Origin of the sequence: Alteromonas macleodii (genome assembly GCF_903772925.1) — a bacterium.
Classification (GTDB): Bacteria; Pseudomonadota; Gammaproteobacteria; order Enterobacterales; family Alteromonadaceae; genus Alteromonas; species Alteromonas macleodii_A.
In genome coordinates, this window is the sequence record NZ_LR812090.1 from 2124397 (window position 1) to 2147812 (window position 23416).

Annotated in this window: 20 protein-coding genes and 1 tRNA gene; 15 read left to right on the forward strand and 6 right to left on the reverse strand. The window is 42.9% G+C overall.

Annotation, left to right across the window (positions count from 1 at the left end; translation table 11 throughout):
* The first annotated feature begins 6 nt into the window (after nucleotides 1-6).
* From glmM to PCAR9_RS09185, 6 genes are all read left to right on the forward strand, one after another.
* A complete protein-coding gene (glmM, locus tag PCAR9_RS09160; protein ID WP_179983330.1) occupies nucleotides 7-1350 on the forward strand; it encodes a phosphoglucosamine mutase in 1344 nt (447 codons plus the stop codon).
* 96 nt (nucleotides 1351-1446) lie between these two features.
* Nucleotides 1447-2190, forward strand: a complete 744-nt coding sequence (gene tpiA, locus PCAR9_RS09165; RefSeq protein ID WP_179983331.1) for a triose-phosphate isomerase — start codon at nucleotides 1447-1449, stop codon at nucleotides 2188-2190.
* Nucleotides 2191-2200: 10 nt separating this feature from the next.
* Nucleotides 2201-2638: a preprotein translocase subunit SecG gene (secG, locus tag PCAR9_RS09170; protein ID WP_179983332.1), complete on the forward strand. Its 438-nt coding sequence runs from the start codon at nucleotides 2201-2203 to the stop codon at nucleotides 2636-2638.
* A 16-nt stretch (nucleotides 2639-2654) separates the two neighbouring features.
* Nucleotides 2655-2740, forward strand: a tRNA-Leu gene (locus PCAR9_RS09175).
* Between the two features lie 230 nt (nucleotides 2741-2970).
* On the forward strand, nucleotides 2971-5265 hold the full coding sequence (locus PCAR9_RS09180) for a putative bifunctional diguanylate cyclase/phosphodiesterase (protein ID WP_179983333.1): 2295 nt from the start codon (nucleotides 2971-2973) through the stop codon (nucleotides 5263-5265).
* 241 nt (nucleotides 5266-5506) lie between these two features.
* Nucleotides 5507-5665 carry a YqaE/Pmp3 family membrane protein gene (locus tag PCAR9_RS09185; RefSeq protein WP_015067141.1) on the forward strand — a complete coding sequence of 53 codons (159 nt, stop codon included), beginning with the start codon at nucleotides 5507-5509 and terminating at the stop codon, nucleotides 5663-5665.
* Between the two features lie 149 nt (nucleotides 5666-5814).
* On the opposite strand, the gene PCAR9_RS09190 is transcribed toward PCAR9_RS09185, so the two are convergent.
* The 3 genes from PCAR9_RS09190 to PCAR9_RS09200 all read right to left on the reverse strand — a co-directional run bounded on the left by PCAR9_RS09190 (nucleotide 5815) and on the right by PCAR9_RS09200 (nucleotide 9489).
* Nucleotides 5815-6270, reverse strand: coding sequence for a hemerythrin domain-containing protein (locus tag PCAR9_RS09190; RefSeq protein ID WP_179983334.1), 456 nt, complete (start codon nucleotides 6268-6270; stop codon nucleotides 5815-5817).
* A 230-nt stretch (nucleotides 6271-6500) separates the two neighbouring features.
* Nucleotides 6501-7853, reverse strand: a complete 1353-nt coding sequence (gene gdhA / locus PCAR9_RS09195; protein WP_179983335.1) for an NADP-specific glutamate dehydrogenase — start codon at nucleotides 7851-7853, stop codon at nucleotides 6501-6503.
* Nucleotides 7854-7860: 7 nt separating this feature from the next.
* Nucleotides 7861-9489, reverse strand: a complete 1629-nt coding sequence (locus PCAR9_RS09200) for a diacylglycerol kinase family protein (RefSeq protein WP_179983336.1) — start codon at nucleotides 9487-9489, stop codon at nucleotides 7861-7863.
* Nucleotides 9490-9639: 150 nt separating this feature from the next.
* Here PCAR9_RS09200 and PCAR9_RS09205 point away from each other — a divergent pair, with 150 nt between their 5' ends.
* Entirely contained in the window at nucleotides 9640-10170 is a 531-nt protein-coding gene (locus tag PCAR9_RS09205; RefSeq protein ID WP_179983337.1) for a DUF2878 domain-containing protein, read from the forward strand.
* 19 nt (nucleotides 10171-10189) lie between these two features.
* Nucleotides 10190-10894, forward strand: coding sequence for an SDR family NAD(P)-dependent oxidoreductase (locus PCAR9_RS09210; RefSeq protein WP_179983338.1), 705 nt, complete (start codon nucleotides 10190-10192; stop codon nucleotides 10892-10894).
* 174 nt (nucleotides 10895-11068) lie between these two features.
* Here the strand turns inward: PCAR9_RS09210 and PCAR9_RS09215 are convergent, their stop codons facing one another.
* Both PCAR9_RS09215 and PCAR9_RS09220 read right to left on the reverse strand, forming a co-directional pair.
* Entirely contained in the window at nucleotides 11069-11899 is an 831-nt protein-coding gene (locus PCAR9_RS09215; RefSeq protein ID WP_179983339.1) for an HAD family hydrolase, read from the reverse strand.
* Nucleotides 11900-12084: 185 nt separating this feature from the next.
* Nucleotides 12085-12675, reverse strand: a complete 591-nt coding sequence (locus PCAR9_RS09220; protein WP_179983340.1) for a hypothetical protein — start codon at nucleotides 12673-12675, stop codon at nucleotides 12085-12087.
* A 666-nt stretch (nucleotides 12676-13341) separates the two neighbouring features.
* Between PCAR9_RS09220 and PCAR9_RS09225 the strand changes: the two genes are divergently transcribed.
* The 5 genes from PCAR9_RS09225 (at nucleotide 13342) to PCAR9_RS09245 (ending at nucleotide 19723) form a co-directional block, all read left to right on the forward strand.
* Nucleotides 13342-14388: a DNA topoisomerase IB gene (locus tag PCAR9_RS09225; protein ID WP_179983341.1), complete on the forward strand. Its 1047-nt coding sequence runs from the start codon at nucleotides 13342-13344 to the stop codon at nucleotides 14386-14388.
* A gap of 368 nt (nucleotides 14389-14756) precedes the next feature.
* Nucleotides 14757-16271: a sodium/proline symporter PutP gene (gene putP, locus PCAR9_RS09230; protein ID WP_179983342.1), complete on the forward strand. Its 1515-nt coding sequence runs from the start codon at nucleotides 14757-14759 to the stop codon at nucleotides 16269-16271.
* A 16-nt stretch (nucleotides 16272-16287) separates the two neighbouring features.
* Complete coding sequence (proB, locus tag PCAR9_RS09235; protein ID WP_179983343.1) at nucleotides 16288-17397, forward strand: glutamate 5-kinase; 1110 nt, start codon at nucleotides 16288-16290, stop codon at nucleotides 17395-17397.
* A complete protein-coding gene (locus PCAR9_RS09240) occupies nucleotides 17394-18641 on the forward strand; it encodes a glutamate-5-semialdehyde dehydrogenase (RefSeq protein ID WP_179983344.1) in 1248 nt (415 codons plus the stop codon). Before proB ends, PCAR9_RS09240 begins: the two co-directional genes overlap by 4 nt.
* A 131-nt stretch (nucleotides 18642-18772) precedes the next feature.
* Nucleotides 18773-19723, forward strand: a complete 951-nt coding sequence (locus tag PCAR9_RS09245; RefSeq protein WP_179983345.1) for a mechanosensitive ion channel family protein — start codon at nucleotides 18773-18775, stop codon at nucleotides 19721-19723.
* Nucleotides 19724-19785: 62 nt separating this feature from the next.
* Here PCAR9_RS09245 and PCAR9_RS09250 read toward each other — a convergent pair whose 3' ends face one another.
* Nucleotides 19786-20340, reverse strand: coding sequence for an HNH endonuclease (locus tag PCAR9_RS09250; RefSeq protein ID WP_179983346.1), 555 nt, complete (start codon nucleotides 20338-20340; stop codon nucleotides 19786-19788).
* 354 nt (nucleotides 20341-20694) lie between these two features.
* On the opposite strand from PCAR9_RS09250, the gene pnp reads away from it, so the two are divergent.
* The gene (gene pnp / locus PCAR9_RS09255; RefSeq protein WP_179983347.1) at nucleotides 20695-22806 is read left to right on the forward strand and encodes a polyribonucleotide nucleotidyltransferase; all 2112 of its coding nucleotides are present in this window, start codon (nucleotides 20695-20697) and stop codon (nucleotides 22804-22806) included.
* A 161-nt stretch (nucleotides 22807-22967) separates the two neighbouring features.
* Entirely contained in the window at nucleotides 22968-23261 is a 294-nt protein-coding gene (locus PCAR9_RS09260) for a DUF1244 domain-containing protein (protein WP_179983348.1), read from the forward strand.
* Nucleotides 23262-23416: the final 155 nt, after the last annotated feature.

Consider the following 23416-nt stretch of genomic DNA (forward strand, 5'->3'; position numbering starts at 1 on the left):
ATAATAATGACTCAGCGCAAATATTTCGGCACCGATGGTATACGTGGAAAAGTGGGTGAGAGCAATATCAACCCAGAGTTTGTGACCAAATTAGGATGGGCAGCGGGTAAAGTTCTAGCTGGCCGCGGCACAAATAAAGTACTTATCGGGAAAGACACACGTATATCTGGCTATATGCTAGAGTCCTCGCTAGAAGCTGGTCTATCAGCTGCAGGCATTAATATCGGCTTGCTAGGACCTATGCCCACACCGGCTATTGCGTATCTAACGAAAACATTCCGTTCTGAAGCGGGTATCGTAATCAGTGCCTCCCATAACCCTTTTTACGATAACGGCATCAAATTCTTCTCTGCTCAAGGCTTTAAGCTAGATGACGATATTGAGCTAGCTATTGAAGACATGTTAGAGCGCCCAATGACATGCGTAGCGTCTGACAAGTTAGGTAAAGCTACTCGAATTAATGACGCAGCAGGCCGCTACATTGAATTTTGTAAGGGTACATTCCCTTCTGAGCTATCGTTAACGGGCCTCAAAATAGTAGTGGATTGCGCGCATGGCGCTACATATCACATAGCGCCAAACGTTCTTCGCGAACTAGGCGCAACAGTAGTTGAACTAGGAACAGCGCCTGATGGCCTAAACATCAACGACGGCGTTGGCGCAACTTCAATGAATGCGATTGTAGAAAAGGTTAAAGAGACAGGCGCTGACCTTGGCTTTGCGTTAGATGGCGACGGCGATCGCATTATGATGGTAGACCACCTAGGAAACGTTTTAGACGGTGACCAGATTGTTTACATTATTGCCCGTGATGCGCTTAAAAATGGCAAGATGCAGGGCGGTGTAGTGGGCACTTTGATGAGTAACCTTGGTCTTGAAAACGCGCTTTCGAAGCTAGGTGTTCCATTTGTAAGAAGTAACGTAGGCGACAGATACGTGATGGAATTGCTGCAGCAGAAAGGCTGGACTATTGGTGGTGAAAATTCAGGTCATGTTCTCAATCTAAATATGAGCTCTACGGGTGATGGTATTGTTGCTGGGCTTCAAGTGCTTGCTGCAATGTTGCGTTCTCAAATGGATCTACACGACTTAGCGAGCGGTTTTGACATGTACCCGCAAACATTGGTTAACGTGCGTTACGCAAACCAAGAAGTGGATTACCTGTCACATCAAGATGTACAAAACGCTAAGAAAGAAGCGGAATCTGCATTAGGTAAGACGGGTAGGGTGTTACTGCGTAAAAGTGGTACTGAACCACTAATTCGAGTGATGGTAGAGTCGAACGACGATGCACAATCTCATAAATGGGCTGAGCATATTGCTGAAACTGTTCGTAATCTCGCCAATTAGTTGGCGTAGCAGGAAATTTTGCTTTTTGTGCTTGTATCTTTTCAATTAAATAGTTAATATCACGCCCGCTTTAAAGACAGGGCTAAGGTCTGCGTTGTGAGTGAAAATGTAAGAAAGCCATTCGTGGCTGGCAATTGGAAAATGAATGGAAATTTGGCATTAGTTGCTGAATTTAATCAAAAACTTGCTGATGTAAAAGCTGAATCGGAAATCGTAATTTGTGCTCCTTCTCTACTTTTACACGCATTTGAAACTCGTTCATTTGCTATCGGTACTCAAAACGTAAGTCATTTAGAAAATGGCGCACATACTGGTGAGTTATCAGTCCAAATGCTTAAAGAAGCAGGTTGTAAATACGCAATCGTTGGGCACTCTGAAAGACGCGAAGACCAGGGTGAGTCAAGCGAACTTGTAGCGCTAAAAGCTAAGCAGTGTGTCGCATCTGGCATAGTTCCTATCATTTGTGTGGGTGAACCCCTTGAAGTGAGAGAGGCTGACAGCGTAGAGTCGTTTGTCGGTGAACAGCTGGACGCCCTTGTTAATGCAATGTCTGTGGATGAGCTAAGCAAAACAGTTATAGCTTATGAGCCAATTTGGGCAATAGGTACGGGTAAAACTGCAAGCCCAGAACAAGCACAAGACGTTCACGAATTTATTCGTGGCTACTTTAATAAAGTAGACACAGAGCTGGCACAAGGCCTACGTATTTTATACGGCGGAAGTGTTAAGCCAGATAATGCCAGCACCTTATTTGCGCAGAAAGACGTTGATGGCGGGTTGATTGGCGGGGCCAGTTTAAAGGCTGAAGATTTTATTTCAATTTGCCAAGCGGCAAACTGACGAGGTATTTATGATTTACGAAGTGCTATTAGTAGCATACCTAATTGTTGCACTTTTACTTATTGGATTTGTTTTAATTCAACAGGGTAAAGGCGCAGATATGGGCGCTTCATTTGGCTCAGGTGGTTCAAACACAGTATTTGGTTCGTCTGGTTCGGGTAACTTTATGACGCGTACCACTGGCATATTGGCAGGTTTGTTTTTCTTCATTAGCCTTACTTTAGGTGCATTGACCGCCAACCGCGAAAGTGCTGAAGATGAATGGAACAACTTAGAAGTTCCAGCGGCTGTTGAAGAGCCGGTGCAGCTTCCGGCTGACCAGGATGTACCGGTTATTGAAGATGCGGCGCAAAGCGACGTGCCAGCTAGTGAAGCAGAAGCATCTGATGTGCCTGTAGCTGATGGTACTGATGTTCCTGTAGCTGATGGCTCTGAAGGTTCAAACTAAGCATATAAAAAGTTTCGCGGAAGTGGTGGAATTGGTAGACACGCCATCTTGAGGGGGTGGTGAGCATAGCTCGTGCGGGTTCAAGTCCCGCTTTCCGCACCAAATAGTAATAAAAGCCAGCGCTAAGCTGGCTTTTTGCTTTTCCTCGCTTTTTTCTTTAGTAGCCTAGCTTTAGCAAATATCGGTTAAGAGCGAAACATTTGTAACAAAGCGTTAAAATCTAAAATTTACAGGATGTTATACCTGTCCCTATTATTGTTATTCAGCTATTCTTAACGTCGATACCTATTTCGACTGCTTCAAAATTACAACAATCTTCACGGGGCATTATAGTGCAAAAGACACTAAGCCAGACTTTATTCCAAACCTTATTAATAGGGATTGTAATAGCATCACTTCTGATTATTGGCGCTGTTTGGCGCTCTGCAAACACACTTGTTGTTCAAAATATTGATCACGATATTCTATTAGCCGAAAAAGTTTTCGATAAAGTTGTCGCCGACAGGCAAGCCGTTATCAAAAGTGTATCGAAAGTCCTGGCGCGTTCCTTTGACTTCAGGCGCGCCGTTGGGACCGAGAATATTCCCTCTATTGAAGCTGCATTTACGAGTTATGCAGACCGCCTTAATACCAAAATCATTGCGTTAGTGAGCCTTGATCACAAGGTTGTTGCAACCCACACAGACTTATTCAAGGTTGGTCAGGACGTAGAGAGTAGTTTATCGCTTGTTGCAAAAGGTCGAGACAGCGGCTTCTTTGTTGTAAATGATAATTTAGTTGAGCTGAATCTTATTCGGGTAGAGATCCCGACACTCAGATACTACATGTTAATTGGTGTTGAATTTGACGATGATTTACTTGAACAGCTAAAGCAACTTGTTGATGCCGAAATTATCATTTCTAAGGCAGATTCCAACGAGATCATTAAGGCAACATTAGATAACGATGAAGCACAACGAATAATTGCATCACAACAAGATCCGTCTTGGGTGGATGTAACCTTTAAAGACGAATTAACTTACTTGGCGCGGCAGGTAAGTATAGGCTCTGAGCAAAATTTACCGGTTGCTATTACATTAGCGGTCGATACAACGTCTTATTTCAACGCGTTTACGCGTATTCAATTAACTATATTGGCATTCTGTCTACTAGCTATTTTAGTAGCGCTCGGACTTTCCCTGTTTCTGGCTAGAAATGTGAGCGACTCTGTCTCTAAACTAGTTAAAGCCGTAAATAAAGTAGCATCGGGTAGTTATGGTTCAACCCTAGAATCACCGTCGAAACTAAAAGAAATTACAGAGCTTGCAGTTGCCGTAGACAGCATGCAAGAGAGTATTAAAAGTCGTGAAAAGCACATTCGCTACCAGGCTGAACACGATGTATTAACCGGTCTTTTTAATCGAAACTATGTTGAAGGCTATTTTGAGTCTGAACTTAAAGAGGGGCGAGCGGTTCAGGTTGTAGCTATAACAGTTATTGGGTTTAGAACCATAAATGACTTATATGGCTACTCGAATGGTGATAACACACTTAAAGCACTTGCAGAGCGCTTGCAGCGCTGGCCTGGCACGTCTGCACGGCTTGCTGGCGGCGAAATACTGTATATATCACACGAATCGTTAAACGACGATCAGCTAGAAACACTTAAACATATTTTAGAACAGCCGGTTGAAAGTAACTTAATTGCCATCCCTGTTAAAGTTGCTATGGCAGTAATCGAGTGTCCTCAAGACGCCTCTTCTTCTGAAGAGCTATTTAGAAAGATGAATATAGTGACCGATGAGGCTATTCATAGTGATAGCTGGTGTGTACGGTATCGGACCGATTTAGAAGATAGGTATAATCGCAGGCTTGCTATAACAACGGAATTGAAGCGCTCGCTTGTGAGCCAACAAAACGAACTGTCTATGGTTTACCAGCCCAAGGTTGATTTGCAAACGATGAAAGTTTGCAGCATGGAGGCGTTGATCCGCTGGAACAATAGCGCGCTTGGTTTTGTGCCGCCTGATGAATTCATCACTATTGCCGAGCAAGCAGGGTTAATAGAGCAAGTAACAACCTGGGTAATGCAGCAAACCATTACTGACTTATCTTACTTTAGGTCGAAGGGTTATCGGTTTACCGTTGCCATGAACCTGTCGACGCAAGACATTCAAAACAAAGTGTTACTCAGCAAGCTTGTGGCTCTGCTTACGAAAGAGGGGCTATCACCAGAATCCCTAGAGCTTGAAATAACCGAAAGTGATTTAGTTGCTGATGCATCACTTGCGATTGAAAACCTTAACGAATTAACTGCTAGAGGCTTTCACTTCGCGATTGACGATTTTGGTACTGGCTATTCGTCACTGGCCTATTTAAAGAACTTACCTGTTAAAACGATTAAAATAGACAAAAGCTTTATTCTTTCTCTGGCTAGCGATGAGAACGATCAACAAATTGTTCATACTGTGCTTAGTTTGGCGAATGTTTTTAATTTGAAAGTGGTTGCTGAGGGTGTAGAAGATTTAGCTTCCCTTGAAATTTTGAAGGAATGGGGCTGCGATATTGCGCAAGGTTATTACATTAGCCGCCCGCTAAATCGTTCAGACCTTGATGATTGGCTTCAAAATACGCCTTTCGGTGAATAGCTTTTTTATAAGGAAAAGTTTATTTTTTAAGTATACGCAATGCAGTTTGCTCGGTATTTATATACAGCAAGGTAACGTATGTGCGTTCCAGTTACTCGGCATTGTTCAAGCGACTTGGCATTGTTAATGCAAAAAATAACAACGAGACGTGTAAAAACGCTCTATAGGCCTAATTTTATCGCTACGTGTGAGTATTTTGCCTACTGAGTTGTGAAATTACTTCAAAAACAAGGAATTTATTATGGACATCATTCGTATACTTTTATCAATTTTACTTCCACCGCTAGGCGTATTTTTACAAGTTGGCTTGGGTGCGCATTTTTGGATTAACATCCTACTGACCATCCTTGGTTATTTCCCAGGTGTTATCCACGCAATTTATATCATTGCCAAGAAGTAGGTGATGTCACTCGCTCTACTGCGCGGGTAACAATGTAATAAGTGTTGTAAAGCAGTAACGAAACAAACAAAAGCCAGCGTTTTAAGCTGGCTTTTTCATGTAACATTAACAAAAAAGAGAAGCGCCTAATGGCGCTTCAGTTATTTTAATTAGGCTGTCAGTTTTTCTTCATCGAGCTCTTGTTTCATTTCTTTTTTATATTCATCGGCTAGCTGAGTTTTCTGACGTTCATTTAGAACACTGCCCGCAACCTGAAAAAACTTCTGCTCTTCGTCGGCAAGGTGATGCTCTACTTTTTCTTGTAGATTCTTTAAATGACGTAGCCAGGCCGGTGAACTCATGTCAGTTTCGTCTAGTTTTTCAAGTAGCTCGTCAATTTCATGGTGTTCCGCGATACCGTGACGCGTTAAATCTACCGTCGAATCTTTCTCTAACAGGTGCGTATAAAAATGGCGCTCCTCTGCAATAGCATGACTTTCAAGCTGTGTTTTTAACTCTTCAAAGTATTCGCGACGTGCCGCAGTATTACCGCTGGTCTCAGCTAAGATCTTAAGCAGTAAACGTTGTTTTTCGTGGTCTTGACGAAGTGCTTCAAAAATTTTCATGGGAAGTTCCTTTTGCAAATTTAAAAGTGAATGACACTTCTAGTAATGCGATTTTTATTCCATGAATCTTATGTATATAACTTTATGAATTTATTTATTTTATTAGTCTTGCTGATAAAAAGAAGGCCAGTTTTGTTAAAGGAAGAGAGCAAAATTTACACTGAGGTTGCCGATAAATTCACAGAGGCTTTACCCGTAAACTTATCGACAACTTTATTAAGAAGATGAGGTTATACGCCTTGTGCAACCATGGCATCAGCAAGTCGCCTGAACGCTGCAATGTTAGCGCCCTTCATGTAATTTACGTATTTGGAATCACCACTGTTTTCCTTTCCTTCATCTAGACAGCGTTGATGTATACTCTCCATAATAGAATAAAGTTGGTCATCTAGCGTACTAGCATCCCGTTGATTGAACATAGCGTTTTGGCTCATTTCTAAGCCAGACAAAGCAACACCGCCCGCGTTTGATGCTTTGCCCGGAACATAAACGATTTTAGCGTCTAAAAAGCGTGATTGTGCTTCGTTCGTACACGGCATATTCGCTCCTTCTAAAACCATTTGGCAACCATTATCCAGTAATGCTTTCGCGTCATCTTCAAGCAGCTCATTTTGAGTTGCACAGGGCAGGGCAATATCACACTTTAAATGCCATGGCTTTTTATCAGGTACCCACTTACCCATGCTTTCGTCAGCCATATCTGCAAGAATATTATTACGGTTAGCGTGATTCTCTATTGCCCATTTAAGTGCAGTATCAGTTAACCCATCTTCGTTATGTAGAAGCCCTCGGCTATTAGAAAGAGAAATGACCTTTCCGCCTTTTTCTACTGCTTTAAGTGCGCCATGGAGTGCTACATTGCCCGCGCCAGAGACTGCTATGGTCTGGCCTTCTATTTTTGAACCTTGGTGCTGGCAGACGGCTTCTAAAAAGTAGATTAAGCCAAAGCCTGTCGCTTCTGTGCGTACATAACTGCCGCCAAATTCAAGCCCTTTACCTGTTAATACACCTTCAAACTTATTGTTTAACCTGCGGTATTCGCCATAGAGATAACCTATTTCACGGGCCCCAACATTAATATCACCGGCTGGAACGTCCGTGTTGGCGCCTATGTGGCGCTGTAGTTCACGCATAAATGCTTGGCAAAACAACATGATGTCTCGGTCCGAACGACCTTTAGGGTTAAAGTCTGAACCGCCTTTACCGCCACCCATTGGAAGGCCGGTAAGTGCATTTTTGAAACATTGCTCGAATGCTAAAAACTTCAGCACCGATAAGTTAACGGTAGGGTGAAAACGCAGCCCGCCTTTATAAGGGCCCATTGCCGAATTGTGCTGCACACGCCACCCTTGATTAACTTCAATGTTTCCTTGGCTGTTCATCCAAGAGACTGTGAAGTAAATAACTCGCTCTGGCATGCTGATACGTCTGACTATATCGAATGCTTTGTATTGTTCATTTGCATTGTATACAGGAACAATGTCTTCAAGTACTTCGTGTACCGCTTGAAGGTACTCTGTTTCATTAGAAAACTTGTCATTAAGGAAGCTAAAAATTTCTTCAAAATTACTTTTCTGAGCCATGTAACAATTAATCCTTATCTTCAAAGTTGGCAAGCACGGTGAGGCTTCTAGGGACGGTTTTTATAATAATTTTATCGCCTTCATAGATTTCACCATCAACTGCATAGGCAGTAGGCTTATCGAATGACAATGTTATTTGTGATGCGCGTTCATGGCGTATGGAGTCTGATTGCTTTTTAGATTCGGCTGGGCTTAAAACGAGTTCCGCTAGCGATGCAAACTGCCTGTCAGAGCTTGGCTGCGGCAATAACCAAGTGAGATCTAGCTTTCCGTCCGTTATATCCGGCTGCTCTGCGCCTTGTGCCAATGCTGTTGTCATAGGTGCAGCGTTGGCGATCACAAAGCTTGGCGTTTCCAATGTCTCTGCGGGTTTGTTATCTTTTGCTACTTCAAATGTCATATTTTCATTATTAGAAATAGCATTCCACAGCCCTTTTAAATAGGCGAACTGACCTCCCACGTTTTTTTCTTCTCTGTCAGCGGCCGAAATCATTTGTTCTTCAAAACCGACGGCTGCTACTAACAACATGACTTTATCGTTACAAGTTGCGGTATCAATCTTTAACGTGTCACCCTTTATAATGATGTCGCAGGCAGTGCTTATAGGCATAACTTTACTGATATACCCGTGCAGCACTTGGCTAAGCGCGTTGGCCGTTCCAAAAGGGATAATACCCATGGTGATGTCAGTATTAATTAGCGCTGACGCAACTTCGGTTAATGTACCGTCTCCGCCACAGGCAACGACAATATCCGCTTTTTCATCTTTGGCTTGTTGCGCTAATGCTTTTCCGTCTACTTCCGGTGTGGTTTCTTTTACCGTCACTTTAAACTTTTCATTAAGCCTAGAAAGTACTTCGCCTCGATACTGTTTCCACTTACCGCCACCTGCTACTGGATTAACAATTAACGTTAGTTCTTTTCGTAAAGATAAGAGCCCGCCATCTCTCACTTTTTGTAACGACGCTAATTGGCGTTTATTGAGCCTTGCTGTTTGGCGTATTTGATTAATCTGACGTAAGGCATCATCTACACTCAAACTCGGATTCTTTGCCAAAAGATAAGCCGCCACCACTAGCACCGAACGGCCTCGGCCAAGTGCGCAGTGAACAACCACATTTTTGTTATCAGATATCTGCTGATTGAGCCAGTTGATTGCAAGGACAAGTTGCTCAGCGGTGGGGCTTGTATGGTCTAAAACAGGAACGTTTAGGTACTTATAATCTTCCTGATACGCTGTCCAATCTAGACCGTCAAACTCTGCTGTAACATCAAGGATGGCATCGACGTTATTTTCGTTAAGTAGGTCTACGTGTTGACTAGACATGCGGCATGCGAGAAAAAGATGGGGTTCGATTTTTTGCAGTGGAGGAACCTTGTCTGTTCTGCGTGCATATTCGTTATACAGCCCTGAGCCCAAAAGAAATGGAACAAAGATCCAACGAATATAGAAGGGGATTGAGCCATCTTCGCGTTTACGAAATAAACTTGGGTAGTTAAGCAAATAGGCACTGCTTACCGCAATAAGCGAAAAGGCTACCCATCCGAATGCAATTTTAAGCAATAGCACGGGTACAGTTACCGTTAGCACTAACGCCAACAATGCTCCGAGAATGTAGTACTTCACCATTTTCACGACTAACACATCCTTTGTAATTGGAAAAAGCAAATAGCTTAAGCGTTTATACTTACACTTATTTGATTTCGTTTACTTTTGAGATTTTTGATTTGAACTATCACAAGGCGGAAAGCGTATATTTTTGTATAGAAAATATGAGCGTCCACAATGAATAAAACGGTAGTACTCAAGGTTGTCAATTTCGCGTGGTTTCAATCGATATGGTGGTTAGTAATCCTGTTTCAAAATAGCGCTGTACTTCCCGTACTGGGGCTACTTTTGATTTGGATTGTATTTTCCCCAAAACGAATCGAAGACATAAAGCTTATGAGTGCCGTTTTTCTGCTTGGTACTCTAGTTGACGCCTTACTGACATTAAGTGGTCTATTTATTTTTAATCAGACAGAAGTGTTAGTGAGCTTTTGGCCAATTCCCATATGGCTTAGCCTTCTATGGGCCGCATTTGCGGGGACTGTCTATCACAGTTTAACTGCTTTTAATGGTCGAATGATTATCGCTGCAATTGCGGGGGCTGTCTTTGCGCCTCTCAGTTATATCGCAGGCGCTAAGTTTGGTGCCGTAGAGCTAGGTGCCAGCATGGTGCTCTCTTATATTTTCATTGCTTTGGTGTGGAGCGTAATTTTCCCGCTGTGTTTTTATTTATCCAATCGTTTTGAGGCAAAACAAGCCCAAGCGTAAATGCAAGGAGTGTATTGGCATGACGAAAAACGTATTAGTAACTGGTGGCAATAGAGGTATCGGCCTGGAAATAGTGAAGGGAATGCTGTCGAAAGGCTACAAAGTATTGATGGGATGTCGAGATGAAGAGTCAGGTCTTGAAGCCAAAAAGGAAATAGTAGGTGGGGATATACATGTTATTGAACTGCCTCTTGATAATGAAACAGCCATTGTAGACGCGTTTGTGCGTGCTGAAGCCGTGTATGGCCCCATCGATATTCTGATAAATAACGCGGGGATATTAGACGACACCGATTGGAAAGAAGTGAATTCTGAAAGTTTGGCGAAATCTATGCAGGTTAATGTAAGTGCGCCCCTAACGCTTATGCAGCAAACCTTACCGCAAATGATTGAACGAGGATTTGGTCGCATTATTAACGTAAGTTCCAGTTACGGTAGCTTTGCCGAAGGTTTAAAGGGGCCTTTATGCTACGCAGTAACGAAAGCCGCTATTAATGCCCTTACCGTAAAAATGGCTGCAGAGGTCGATAAAGCTGCTGATGGCAAAAAGATTGATGTCACGGTAAACAGCATGACCCCTGGCTGGGTACATACCCGAATGGGCGGCAGCGACGCGCCCAAGACACCGGAAGAAGGTGCAGATACCGCGATTTGGCTTGCAACTCAGGAAGAGGGCGGCCCTCACGGTCAATTTCTAAAAGACAGAGAACCTATCGAATGGTAGCCCTTAAATAAGTTAACATATAGTAAGTGAACATAATCTGGGCCACCATCAATACAATTCAGCAACGGGCCCTTATTAAGATGGGCCCTTATTAGGATGGGCTAATATAAAGCCTGGCTACATAAGGGTGGGCTTCGTTTTCACCTTATTCTGTAGCCTAAGCGCCAACAACGGCTAAAGTGAGAATCGCTCTCTTAAAAAGCGAGCGATTCCATCTTCATCGTGATGCCCAATTACAGAAGTGGCGGCATCTTTGATATAAGGTTTTGCGTTTGATGGCGCATAAGCTTCGTCAGCAAGTTTAAACATGCTCAAGTCGTTGTCACTATCACCAAAAACAATAACATTGCTTGCATCTAATTGACCGCGTAATAACTCTACTGCGCTGCCTTTGTTGGCAAGATTGTGGTGAACGTCCATCCAACGATATTCATCGCCTTCAATGGCAGGGCCGGAATAGGCAATCAACTCGTCATGCATGTTTAGTTGTTTGTACATATCATAAACCAGCGCTGCATCGCCAATCATACTGATATTCGTAATGTGAGCATCAGCCGGTAAAGTTTCGATGGAGTCAAGCCGCGCTTTCGTTCGCGAAAAGTATTTGTCGATTAAATCGAATTCCACTTGATGTTTTGGCGCTGAATGATAAATAACGTGCTCGTGGTTAGGGCTATCCATATTAACCGTGTTAATGAAAGGCGTAATATTGTTTTTAACCGCATGTTCAATAATAAGGTTAACTTCACTAGGGGCGAGCAGGTTTTCCAAGGTTAAGGCATTCCCGCTTGGATCCCATATGGCTACGCCATTATTATAGATATGAGGTAGTACAAAAGATTGACCCTGCAGTACGAATTGTGCTGAATGCATGGTGCGCCCTGTGGCTACCGTAAAGGCAATATCCTTTTCACTTAGTAAGCCCAATGTTTCTCTTGTGAAAGAAGAAATTTCTGAAGACTTATTTAACAAAGTCCCATCTAAATCAAAAAATATCAAATCCATACAATCGGTGCCTAGTCTTTCTTTCAAATTGCTACAAACCAAACGTTAAAGGGCAATATACGCGAAATTCGGTATATTGCCCTGTGGTATCTTTTAAGAAGCGAGTTTTAAGTAGCAAGCTCAATCAATAGTTTAATACTCTAACACATTCTGCCGTTTAGCATGTTTTCATGTCATTAATTTCACTACCGAATAGATTCAACTACATTATCGCTGTGCTGCTTCAACACCTGAGACACCTTTGACGATGATTGAGACTTTCTAAGATTGATGACTAACGCCACTTTGCCATAGCGAACTGCATGCCTTACTGTCTGTATTACTTCATTTCTGTCCGGACGCAAACCGATTAGCCCAGCTACGAATAGCCCAATGAAGAGGCCAGGGCTTATTAATGCAATATAAGTAAACAACGGGTTTTGCTGCGTAAGTGCAGGCCCAAATTGAGTTAATAGAAAAGCGGCAATTAATCCGGCTACAAGTCCGAGTGAACCAAGAAGAAGGTGAGAAGACCACATACTCTTTCCAATTGATTCGCTATTTCGCTCTAGCTTTTCACTTAACTTAGCATCACCTGCTTCAATAATCTCTATCTGTGATGATTCTACTGATGTTTTGTTTTGCACTATCTCTAGTACCTCACGAACTTTCTGCTTTGAACTAAATACGGCAGCCACTTGTAGCTCGTCGTTAGAGACGACATTAGCCCTTAAGTTTTCGTGCTCGCTACTTTTAGCGCTTTCTGAATCAACCTTGTTTGAATTTTGAATACTCATATTTAAATCCTCGACTTCTTTCTTGGACTCTCTAATTAAATCCACTTAATTAGTTCAAGAGTTACTCGCCGGTTATCGGTTTCACATAAACCTCGCAAGCAACTGTTTGCAGATGTCTCTTTTAAATGTCTGCAGCTAATTACTAGTTATAACTTACTATTCAATTTGTATTCCGCTGGAGTATGAGTAGAGCTAATACTTTAGTTTAATTTGCAAAGCGGCATGCTCTAACTGACTGTAAAGTAGTGATATTTCCTGTTCGTTACATATGGTTTAGTTAATAAAAGGGCGGGCTGTCGATGACAAATATTAAAAATGACGATGCCTCTATCAGCTTTACGGGTGAAGATGAGGAAGGATACTGCGATTATTTTACACGGGATGTGAAAAATTGTTACAGCGTTGGTTAAAAGCCCCTGTTGGTAGATAAAGCTCTGGGTAGATAAATAAACTCGGCAAAAGGTTTAAAGGCAAGTGATCAATTACCTTATTTCAGCTGTAAATTCTTCTTATAGATAAGCGCTGTAGTTCGAGGAGAACTGACCTTTGCCCCAAAAATAACGCAACGGCATGTCAGTATTGAAGCAAAGCCGCCCTTAACGCGTGCTCTTACAGCTATTCAGTTGTTATTGTTTTGGGGCAAGTAGGGGAAAGGAGTAACTAAAAATGAAAAGGACTAAAGGCTATTGCAATGTGTATTCAGACGATAGTCACCTGACAATAAAGCGTATCCCTTGCGGAAGTAAACGGTTTTACTATCGCTATAGCAGTGGCAAGAAAGTAACGGGCGAACGTGTGATTAAACGTATCAAGAAGCTTGTTATTCCCCCAAATTGGCAAAACACTTTTATCAGCCGTGATAGTAAGGCAAGTATTCAGGCTGTTGGCTTCGATGAGAAAGGGCGCAAACAATACATTTACCATGACAAATGGCACGAACAGCAGCAAGTCGCAAAGTTCGAGCGTCTGCTTGCTTTCGGCAACGCCCTTTCTGAATTTCGAGAACACTGCCTTTCCTTGATTTCGCAACCAACTTGGACGCAAGAACGAGCATGTGCGCTGGTGTGCCTTCTGCTTGATTACACAGGTGCGAGGGTAGGCAATGCTCAATATAGCAAAGAAAATGAAACGTACGGGCTAACAACCTTGCGGCGTAAACACGTGCAATTACAGTGTGAGGATAGCGTTGAACTTGCCTACACAGGAAAGCATGGTAAGCCGAGAACCATAAAGGTTAACGATCCCGAACTTGCCTCGCTGATTTGCGATTGCGCTCAGCAGCAAGGTTATTGCCTTTTCCGCTATCAGGATAAGAGTAAACACTGGCACGATGTAACCAGTGAAGACGTGAATGCGTTTATTCACAAAGAGTTAAGCGAGCAGTTTAGTTGCAAGGACTTTAGAACTTGGGCCTCTAGTCGGTTCGCGTTAACTAACCTTCCTCGCGTCTACGACCAAGTTAGTAATTCCAGAACCAAAAAATGGGAGAGTACATTGAGCAAGGTTGTCGCCGCAGAACTTGGAAATACGCCCACAGTATGCCGAAAATATTATATTCATCCGAAGCTATTTACCATTAAAAACGACAAGAAAGCGTGTGAGGTGCTTATAGAAAAGGTGCGTTCACTAAATAACGAAGATTGTACGCAACTAACCCAATTATTGCCTGTAGAAAAGCTTCTTTTGGATGTTATTTCAGCTGAGTGTGCGTAACAAAGCATTTTTGATGAAAATGTTTTAGCTGATAGTAAAGTTGTGCTTTTTCTATGCTTTAAGCGCTAAGTTAAATTGTTCCATGAATGGCTGTTATTTTTTAAAGTATTGAAAATTAAGGTTTAATATTAATTGTGTTTCATTAAAGTGTCGTGAAACATGTTTGGTGGTAAATTAAACATCAATGCTGTTTAAATTAAGTTGTTTAAAAATTAAACTTGAAATTTTTTGTCAAATCCTTATATTGTTAGAGCTCTAATGATTATTGTTCGATTTAATTATTTGCATCGACGTGTGTTGTAGCAAGTGTTCAGAACGGTTAATCATTTACGAGTTTTCGAAGAGCAATAGAGGAAATAACTAACGTTATGCCAATGGAAAGTTACCTATCACTAGCCGTTTATTTTATAGCGATGTTGGGGATAGGGTTGTTTGCTTACCGACAATCTACCAGTGATATTTCTGGTTATATATTAGGAGGGCGACAAGTAAGCCCTCAAGTTACCGCACTGTCCGCGGGTGCATCCGACATGTCAGGTTGGATGTTAATGGGTCTTCCCGGCGCTATGTACTTAACCGGCTTTGACGCGGTATACATCGCGATAGGCTTGGTTGCAGGTGCGTTAGCTAACTATTTATTAGTAGCGCCTAAACTTCGTGTATATACCGAAGTGGCAAACGACTCACTTACTGTGCCTGAATTCTTTGCCAAGCGCTTCAATAAGCCAAATTCAAGCTTGCGAATCGTTTCGGCGGTAATCATTGTGCTGTTCTTTACACTTTATACATCTGCAGGGTTAGTAGCAGGCGGTAAGCTGTTTGAAAGTGCATTTTCGGTCGATTACCAACTAGGCTTGTTTATCACCCTAGGTGTTGTGGTGTCTTACACACTGTTGGGCGGGTTCTTAGCAGTCAGCCTTACAGACTTTGTGCAAGGTTGCATTATGTTTGTGGCTTTGGTCTTGGTTCCAATTGTTGCATTTACCGAGTTTGATAGCGTTTCGCAAATGACGAGCGCCGCTTATCAATCTGTTCCGAATTTTTCAGAATCGTTAGAGACACTAACGATAGTCGGTTTGCTTTCAAGTTTGGGTTGGGGCTTAGGTTATTTCGGTCAGCCGCACATTATTGTGCGATTTATGGCAATTCGCTCTGTTAAGGCTATTGGAACAGCACGAAATATTGGTATGTCTTGGATGACAGTGACAATTATTGGTGCATTAGCTACAGGCTTTGTAGGCATTGCTTATGCTAACCAGTTTGGCCTTGCAGTCGACGATCCAGAGACTATATTTATTATCTTCTCGCAATTGCTTTTCCATCCACTAATTAGTGGATTTTTGATGGCAGCAATTTTAGCGGCCATCATGAGTACAATTTCGTCGCAGTTATTAGTTAGCGCAAGTTCGTTAACAGAAGATATTTACCGTGTACTGGTAAATAAAAAGTCGCCAGAAAAATCGTTAAGTGAAAAGCAAACGGTAACAATTGGGCGATATGGTGTAGCAGGTGTGGCTGTAGTTGCATTACTGTTAGCCATGGATGCGTCGAATACAATTTTGTCTTTAGTAAGTAACGCTTGGGCTGGTTTTGGCGCCGCATTTGGTCCGTTAGTACTGTTTTGTCTGTATAAAAAGGACCTGACAGCGAAAGCGGCAATGACGGGCATGATAAGTGGTGCGGTAACCGTACTGTTTTGGATTTATGCGCCCGTTTTAGCTGACGGTAAAACGTTAAGCAGCGTTATTTATGAAATTATTCCAGGGTTTGCGGTAAGTACGTTAACGCTATACATGGTAAGTCGCTTTAGCGAAGACCCATCGTCGAACGTGCAAAAAACGTTTGTGCAAGCCAGTGAAGAATTAGCGAATCAACAATCTTAAGGTTAAAAAGTTTATTATGAGTCATCCTAATTGGAAACGCGTAGTCATCAAAGTAGGTAGTGCACTAATATCGCCCAACCAGCAAGGTTGTAGCAGTCATTACCTTTTGAGCATTGCGCAATTTATCGTGCGATGCAGAGCCAACGGTACACAAGTTGTACTCGTGTCTTCTGGTTCTGTCGCAGCGGGCGCGCACCTGTTTCCAGAGCAAGAAAAGTCAGATATAGCGGTAAAGAAAGCCATGGCAGCAGCGGGTCAAACCGAGATGATTGCCACATGGGACAGACTGTTTGATTTTCCGTCTGCCCAGATGCTACTTACCCATGCTGACCTAAGAGACAGAGAGCGTTATGTAAGTATTCGTGAAACCATATTCAGTTTGTTAGACAACAACATTCTGCCTATCGTGAACGAAAACGATACGGTAACTACCGACAAATTGAAGGTTGGCGATAACGATAATTTATCGGCCATGGTGGCGTCGGCGGCTGAAGCTGATGCTTTGATCATCTGTTCAGACATTGACGGGTTGTACGACAAAAACCCACATGAACATGACGACGCAAAACTGCTTAAATCGGTTGATACCATCGATCAGAGCGTTTACGACATGGCTGGTGGTGCGGTTAAAGGCGGTGTTGGCACCGGCGGTATGCGCACAAAAATTGAAGCGGCCGAGAAAGCTGTTTCGCATGGTATAGATACATATATTATTAACGGCTTTACTGAGCTGTCGTTTAATATGCTGCTAGCAGGCGAAAACCCGGGCACGCATTTCAAACCTCACGCTAAGCCAATGCAAGAGAATGTGCATTGGATGCGTCATACGTCAAATGCGCAAGGTGAGGTGATAGTAGAAGGGGACTTCGACGACTCTTTACATACTGATGCAGAGCAACTAACAAGTAGCGAAATTATAGACGTGAAAGGTGAGTTCTCGGTTGGCGATACCATATTGGTACGTAAAGAAGACGGCACTAAATTGGTGAAAGCCAAGTCGAACTACAGTAGCTGTTTATTGAATTTTATTGCGAATCAGGAAAGTGACGAATTTGCCCACGAGTTTGAAGAAAAAACAGGGCCAATTATTTCTGATCAGCACATAGCAAATCTGGAGAAAGAATGAGTATTATTACAGAGTTAGCACAACAGGCGAAAAAAGCTGCACGTACACTGGCAATTTTAAGTGAGAGCCAGAAAAACGCGGTGTTAACTGATATGGCCGCGGCAATTCGTGCCAATAAAAGCAAAATTATTGAAGTGAACGAAAAGGAAGTTGCGCGCGCTAAAGAAAATAATCTAGATGCAGCCATGATAGACCGTTTAATCCTTAACGATGAGCGCATTGAATCAATGGCTGAAGGCATTGAGGTTATTGTTGAGCTTGACGATCCGGTAGGCAAAGAGCGTGTTATTGGTACGCGTCCTAACGGAATTGAAATTAAGAAAATGCGTATACCGCTTGGCGTTGTGTGCATGATTTATGAAGCACGACCTAATGTTACTGCCGACGCGGGCGCGCTGTGTTTTAAATCGGGCAATGCCGTAATTTTACGTGGTGGTAAAGAAGCCCTTGATACAAGTTTGGCGATTGCTGAACTTATGCAAGACGTGCTTGAGAAGCATGACTTGCCTAAAGCGCTAGTTACCGTTGTGCCAAACCCAGATCGCGCGTTAATGCAAGAGCTGATGGAACAACGCGACTACATTGATGTTATTATTCCACGTGGCGGTGAAGGGCTTATCAACTACGTAACCGATAACGCTAAGGTTCCGGTTATTCAGCACTTTAAAGGTGTGTGTCACCTTTATGTAGATAAAGATGCTGATTTAGATAAAGCCATGGCTATACTTCTAAACGGTAAAACCCAGCGTACTGGCGTGTGTAATGCGCTTGAAGGTTTGGTTGTACACCAAGCCGTTGCGGGTGACTTTCTACCTAAAGTGGCCGATGCCTTTAAAGAAAAAGGTGTAACGGTTCACGTAAACGAAAAAGGTAGCCAATATTTTGATGGCGCAGACGTAATTGCAGAAGACGCATACGGCGAAGAGTACCTTGGTTTAGAAATCGCAATTCGCGTAGTTGATGACTTCGAAGGTGCAGTAGATCATATTGCGCAGTTCGGTAGTAACCACACCGAAGTTATTGTGACCGAAGATGCTGAGAAAGGTAAGCTGTTCCAGCGCGCAGTAGATGCAAGTGTGGTAATGGTTAATGCCTCTTCACGCTTCTCTGACGGCAGTCAGCTAGGTCTTGGCGCAGAAATTGGTATTGCGACAACTAAGCTACATGCTTACGGTCCAATGGGCTTAGAGTCGTTGACTTCAGAGAAATACCTGGTGAACGGTGAAGGCCAAATTCGCGACTAAAAAATAGTTGTTGCAACTGGTCGGCATTGTGCCGCAGGTTTACATGCTTCATAATGAAAAGCGCTGGCATTCGTCGGCGCTTTTTTATTTTTATTCAAAGATTTACCCTCGCCAGTACAGTCGGAGCATACATGGAGATTGTGATAGACCCCACGCAGTTATGGAATCAGCTTATTGCGTTTGCCAATGAGTATAAACTGCTGACATCACTACTACTTTTAATTGTATTGCACTTCTCTAAAAAAGGTGTGCTGTTGCTGATAAGGCGCATCAGTTCTCAGCGCGGGGAAGATAGAAGAAACCAGATTAATATTTTAGAGCAGTTAGGTAACGCTTTTATCATCATTGTGTTGATGATGGTGTGGAGCTCTGAAATACAAACACTCGCTATATCTATTGCCGCATTTATGGTTGCCATAGTGCTAGCCACCCGAGAATTTATTCAATGCTTTATGGGCTTCATTTACTACCTTGGCGCAAGGCCATTCAGGGTAGGGGACTGGATCCAAATGAATAATATTATTGGTGAAGTAGTAGAAATGGACTGGGCAAAAACTGCGCTTTTAGAAGTTGACCCAGAAAGCTTTAACTACACGGGTAAACACGTTTACGTACCTAACAGCCAGCTAGTTACTCAAACCGTGCGTAACCTTAACTTTATGCGCCGCTACCGTTTGCATTCGTTTGAAATTGTTAACGAGCCTACGGTAAATGCCTATAGCTTGTTACCTGCTTTTCACGCCCGCGCTCAAGCCCATTGTGAATACTTTCGAGACGTTGCAGAACGCTATAAAGGTTTAATCGAACGTCATTTAGAACAAGAGTTTATTCGTATAGACCCAGAAGTCGAGATTAAAACAAATGAACTTGCAAAGGTTGTTGTAAAGGTTAGTTTATTCTGCCCAACCATTGAAGCCCATGAGTTAGAACACAAAATGTGCTCCGATTGGTTAAGCCTGTGGTTTAGAGCGCAAAAAGAAGAGCAAGCTATGCTAATGCAACAGCAAAGCGAGAATAACAACGCCAACCTTCAAGCGTCGGCTACAACAGAACAGCAAACAACAACGAGCACTGGGCTGTAAAATTCTATCAACGGGCGACCTGTTTTTTAAGTTACTGGTCGCTCACTGCTTTTTGTTGCCATTTATTCGTTACACGTCCATTCCCGCTGATGGGAAAAATGCCCTTCTAAAAATGCCATCTGATCTGCCAGTATGCGTCTGTTCATTAAATAAAAGCGCTCGTAAACATTGGGCCTAAACGGCACAGCGAGTAAAGGCATATTCGCTTCTTCAGGTGTTTTAGCGGCTTTAGCATGATTACATCGCTGACAAGCGGTGGCTACATTCGTCCAGATATCTTTTCCGCCACGAGAACGGGGAATGATATGGTCTCGGGTAAGTTGCTTAGGCGTAAACTTATTGCCGCAATACATGCACAAATAGCTATCGCGCCTAAATAGATAGCGGTTGGAAAGGGCAACTTTGCCAGATAAATCTGTTACCTTGCCGTCGCAAGCGATAATACTTGATAGGGTAAGTTCGCTTTGCAGCCCTTCGTGATTCCAGCCACCTTTAAGGGTTATAGCATCACTGCCTAGCTCGTATAGCACCTTGTCCTGACTGTAAAGCTTTGCGGCTTGTTCAACATCTATCCACTCTTGTGGCATGCCTGCTTTATTAAGTCGAAGTACCAACATGGTTATCTCCTTAGCACACTAATATTAGACGTTCTTGTTATGAATAATCTTTATTGCCCGTATCTTTATTGCCAGTATATGGCTCATAGCATTACCTACGGGTTATTACCTTGTTCGCATTTTGTTCTAGCATACGCTGTTTTGTGTCAGTATGATGAAAATATAGTCAATAATTGAAATTTCACAGATATTTCATATAGTCATGGTGCTATAGGTGATAGCGATTTTTCGCAAATTCACTAAATAAATTCCACGCGGGGCTGTATTTGGCAATGGCATTACAGCTACTTCAAAGCTATACTATGCGCCGCGTTTAAAAGCGATAAAATAAAGATTGAAATTAAAGGACAAATAGTGACTCCTATTACTAAATCATTTCAGTATGGACAGCATACTGTAACTCTAGAGACGGGTGTAATTGCTCGTCAGGCGACAGCTGCGGTTCTTGCGAGCATGGACGACACGTCTGTACTGGTAACAGTAGTTGGTAAAAAAGAAGCCAAACCAGATCAAGACTTCTTCCCTCTAACAGTAAACTACCAAGAAAAAGCATATGCTGCGGGTAAAATCCCAGGTGGTTTCTTCAAGCGTGAAGGTCGTCCATCTGAAGGCGAAACATTGACTGCGCGTCTTATCGACCGCCCAATTCGCCCATTATTCCCAGAAGGCTTCAAGAACGAAGTACAAGTTGTTGTTACTGTAATGTCTGCTAACCCAGATATCCCTACAGACATCATCTCTATGATTGGTACTTCTGCAGCGCTTGCTATCTCAGGTATTCCTTTCAACGGCCCAATTGGTGCGGCTCGTGTTGGTTATAGCAACGGCGAATACATTCTAAATACACGCACAGAAGAGCAAGCTGACAGCCAGCTTGACCTTGTTGTTGCGGGTACTGAAGGTGCAGTACTCATGGTTGAATCAGAAGCTGACGTGCTTTCTGAAGATACTATGCTAGGTGCGGTAATGTTCGGTCACGAGCAACTACAAACTGTAGTTAACGCGGTTAACGAATTCGCTGCTGAAGTTGGCACTGAGAAGTGGGACTGGGCACCAGAAGCAGAAAACACTGCACTTAAAGACAAAGTTAAAGCACTAGCTGAAGCTGAAATGACAGCTGCTTACCAGATTTCTGACAAGTTAGAGCGTAAAGACGCAGTAACTGCAGCAACTGAAAAAGCACTAGAAGCTATCCTTGCTGAAGACGAAGAACAAGACAAGAAAGAAGTACTAGACCTTCTTCACGATCTTGAGTCTGACGTAGTACGTTCACGCATCCTTTCTGGCGCGCCACGTATCGACGGTCGTGAGCCTGCAATGATTCGTGCTCTAGACGTAGCAACAGGCATTCTTCCTCGTACTCACGGTTCTGCACTATTTACCCGTGGTGAAACGCAGGCAATTGTTGCTGCTACTTTAGGTACAGAGCGTGACGCACAGATGATTGACGAGCTTCAAGGTAAGCGCGACAGCCGTTTCATGCTTCACTACAACTTCCCTCCATACTGTGTTGGTGAAACCGGTATGATTGGTTCGCCTAAGCGTCGTGAAATTGGTCACGGTCGTCTAGCGAAGCGTGGTATTCAAGCAGTAATGCCAAGTGAAGAAGAATTCCCGTACGTAGTACGTGTGGTTTCTGAAATCACAGAATCAAACGGTTCATCTTCAATGGCGTCGGTATGTGGTACTTCACTAGCGCTTATGGATGCAGGTGTTCCAATTAAAGCGTCTGTTGCGGGTATCGCAATGGGCCTAGTTAAGAGTGACGACAACTTTGTTGTACTTTCAGACATCCTTGGTGACGAAGATCACCTTGGCGACATGGACTTTAAAGTAGCGGGTACTACCGACGGTATTACTGCACTTCAAATGGACATTAAGATTGAAGGTATTACTAAAGAAATCATGCAAATTGCGCTTAAACAAGCAAAAGAAGCACGTTTGCACATTCTTAACGTAATGGACGAAGCAATTGGCGGTCACCGTGAAGAGCTAAGTGAATTTGCTCCACGCATTTACACAATGAAGATTGACCAAGACAAGATTCGTGACGTTATCGGTAAAGGCGGCGCAATGATCCGTCAAATTACTGAAGAGTCTGACACTAACATCGAGATTGAAGACGACGGTACTATCAAAATCTTCGCTACAGAGCGTGCGAAAGCAGACATCGCTATTGGCAAGATTGAGCAAGTAACGGCTGAAATTGAAGTTGGTAAGACTTACAACGGTAAGATTACACGTATTGTAGACTTCGGTGCGTTCGTAGAAGTACTTCCAGGTAAAGAAGGTCTTGTTCACATTTCACAAATCGCTCACGAGCGTGTGAACAAGGTTACTGACTACCTTAAAGAAGGTGAAATGGTTGACGTTAAGGTTATGGAAATCGACCGCCAAAACCGTGTACGCCTAAGCATTAAAGAGCTTCTAGAAAAGCCTGCGCCTAAGTCTGACGACGCAGAGTAATGCCGATTAGGTTTTAAACCTAGTTAGCCGTATATAAGTAAAAAGGGAGCTTGGCTCCCTTTTTTCGTTTTGGGTTTTAAAAGCCGTAACGGGTTGGGTTTTACTTTTTAACCCTCACATCCAACCTATAACGAAAAGCGCTTTTTTAGAGGTATTAGATAATGGATAAGCAAACGCAAACCGAAATAGAAGCAGCAGTATTCCGCCGCTTAGTAGAACACTTAGACGCAAACAAAGACGTGCAGAACATCGACCTAATGATTTTGGCGGATTTCTGCCGCAACTGCTTGGCGAAATGGTATTCGGCAGCTGCAAGCGAGCAGGGCGCTGATATCGACTACGAAGCCGCACGCGAAGTAGTATACAAAATGCCGTATTCAGAGTGGAAAGAGAAGCATCAGCTTCCTGCCACTGACGAGCAGCTGGAGAAATTGGCTGCTAGGCAGGGGAAGTAGTTTTCTTATAAGACGAGATTTGTTTTTGTGTTTTGAAAGCCAGCTTATGCTGGCTTTTTTGTTATTGAGATAAAAGGACAGCACGTTTTTTCTTTATTTTTCTGTTGGTTGTGGGTTATTGTAGTTCTAAAAACACGGACAGGTTCCCGAATGTT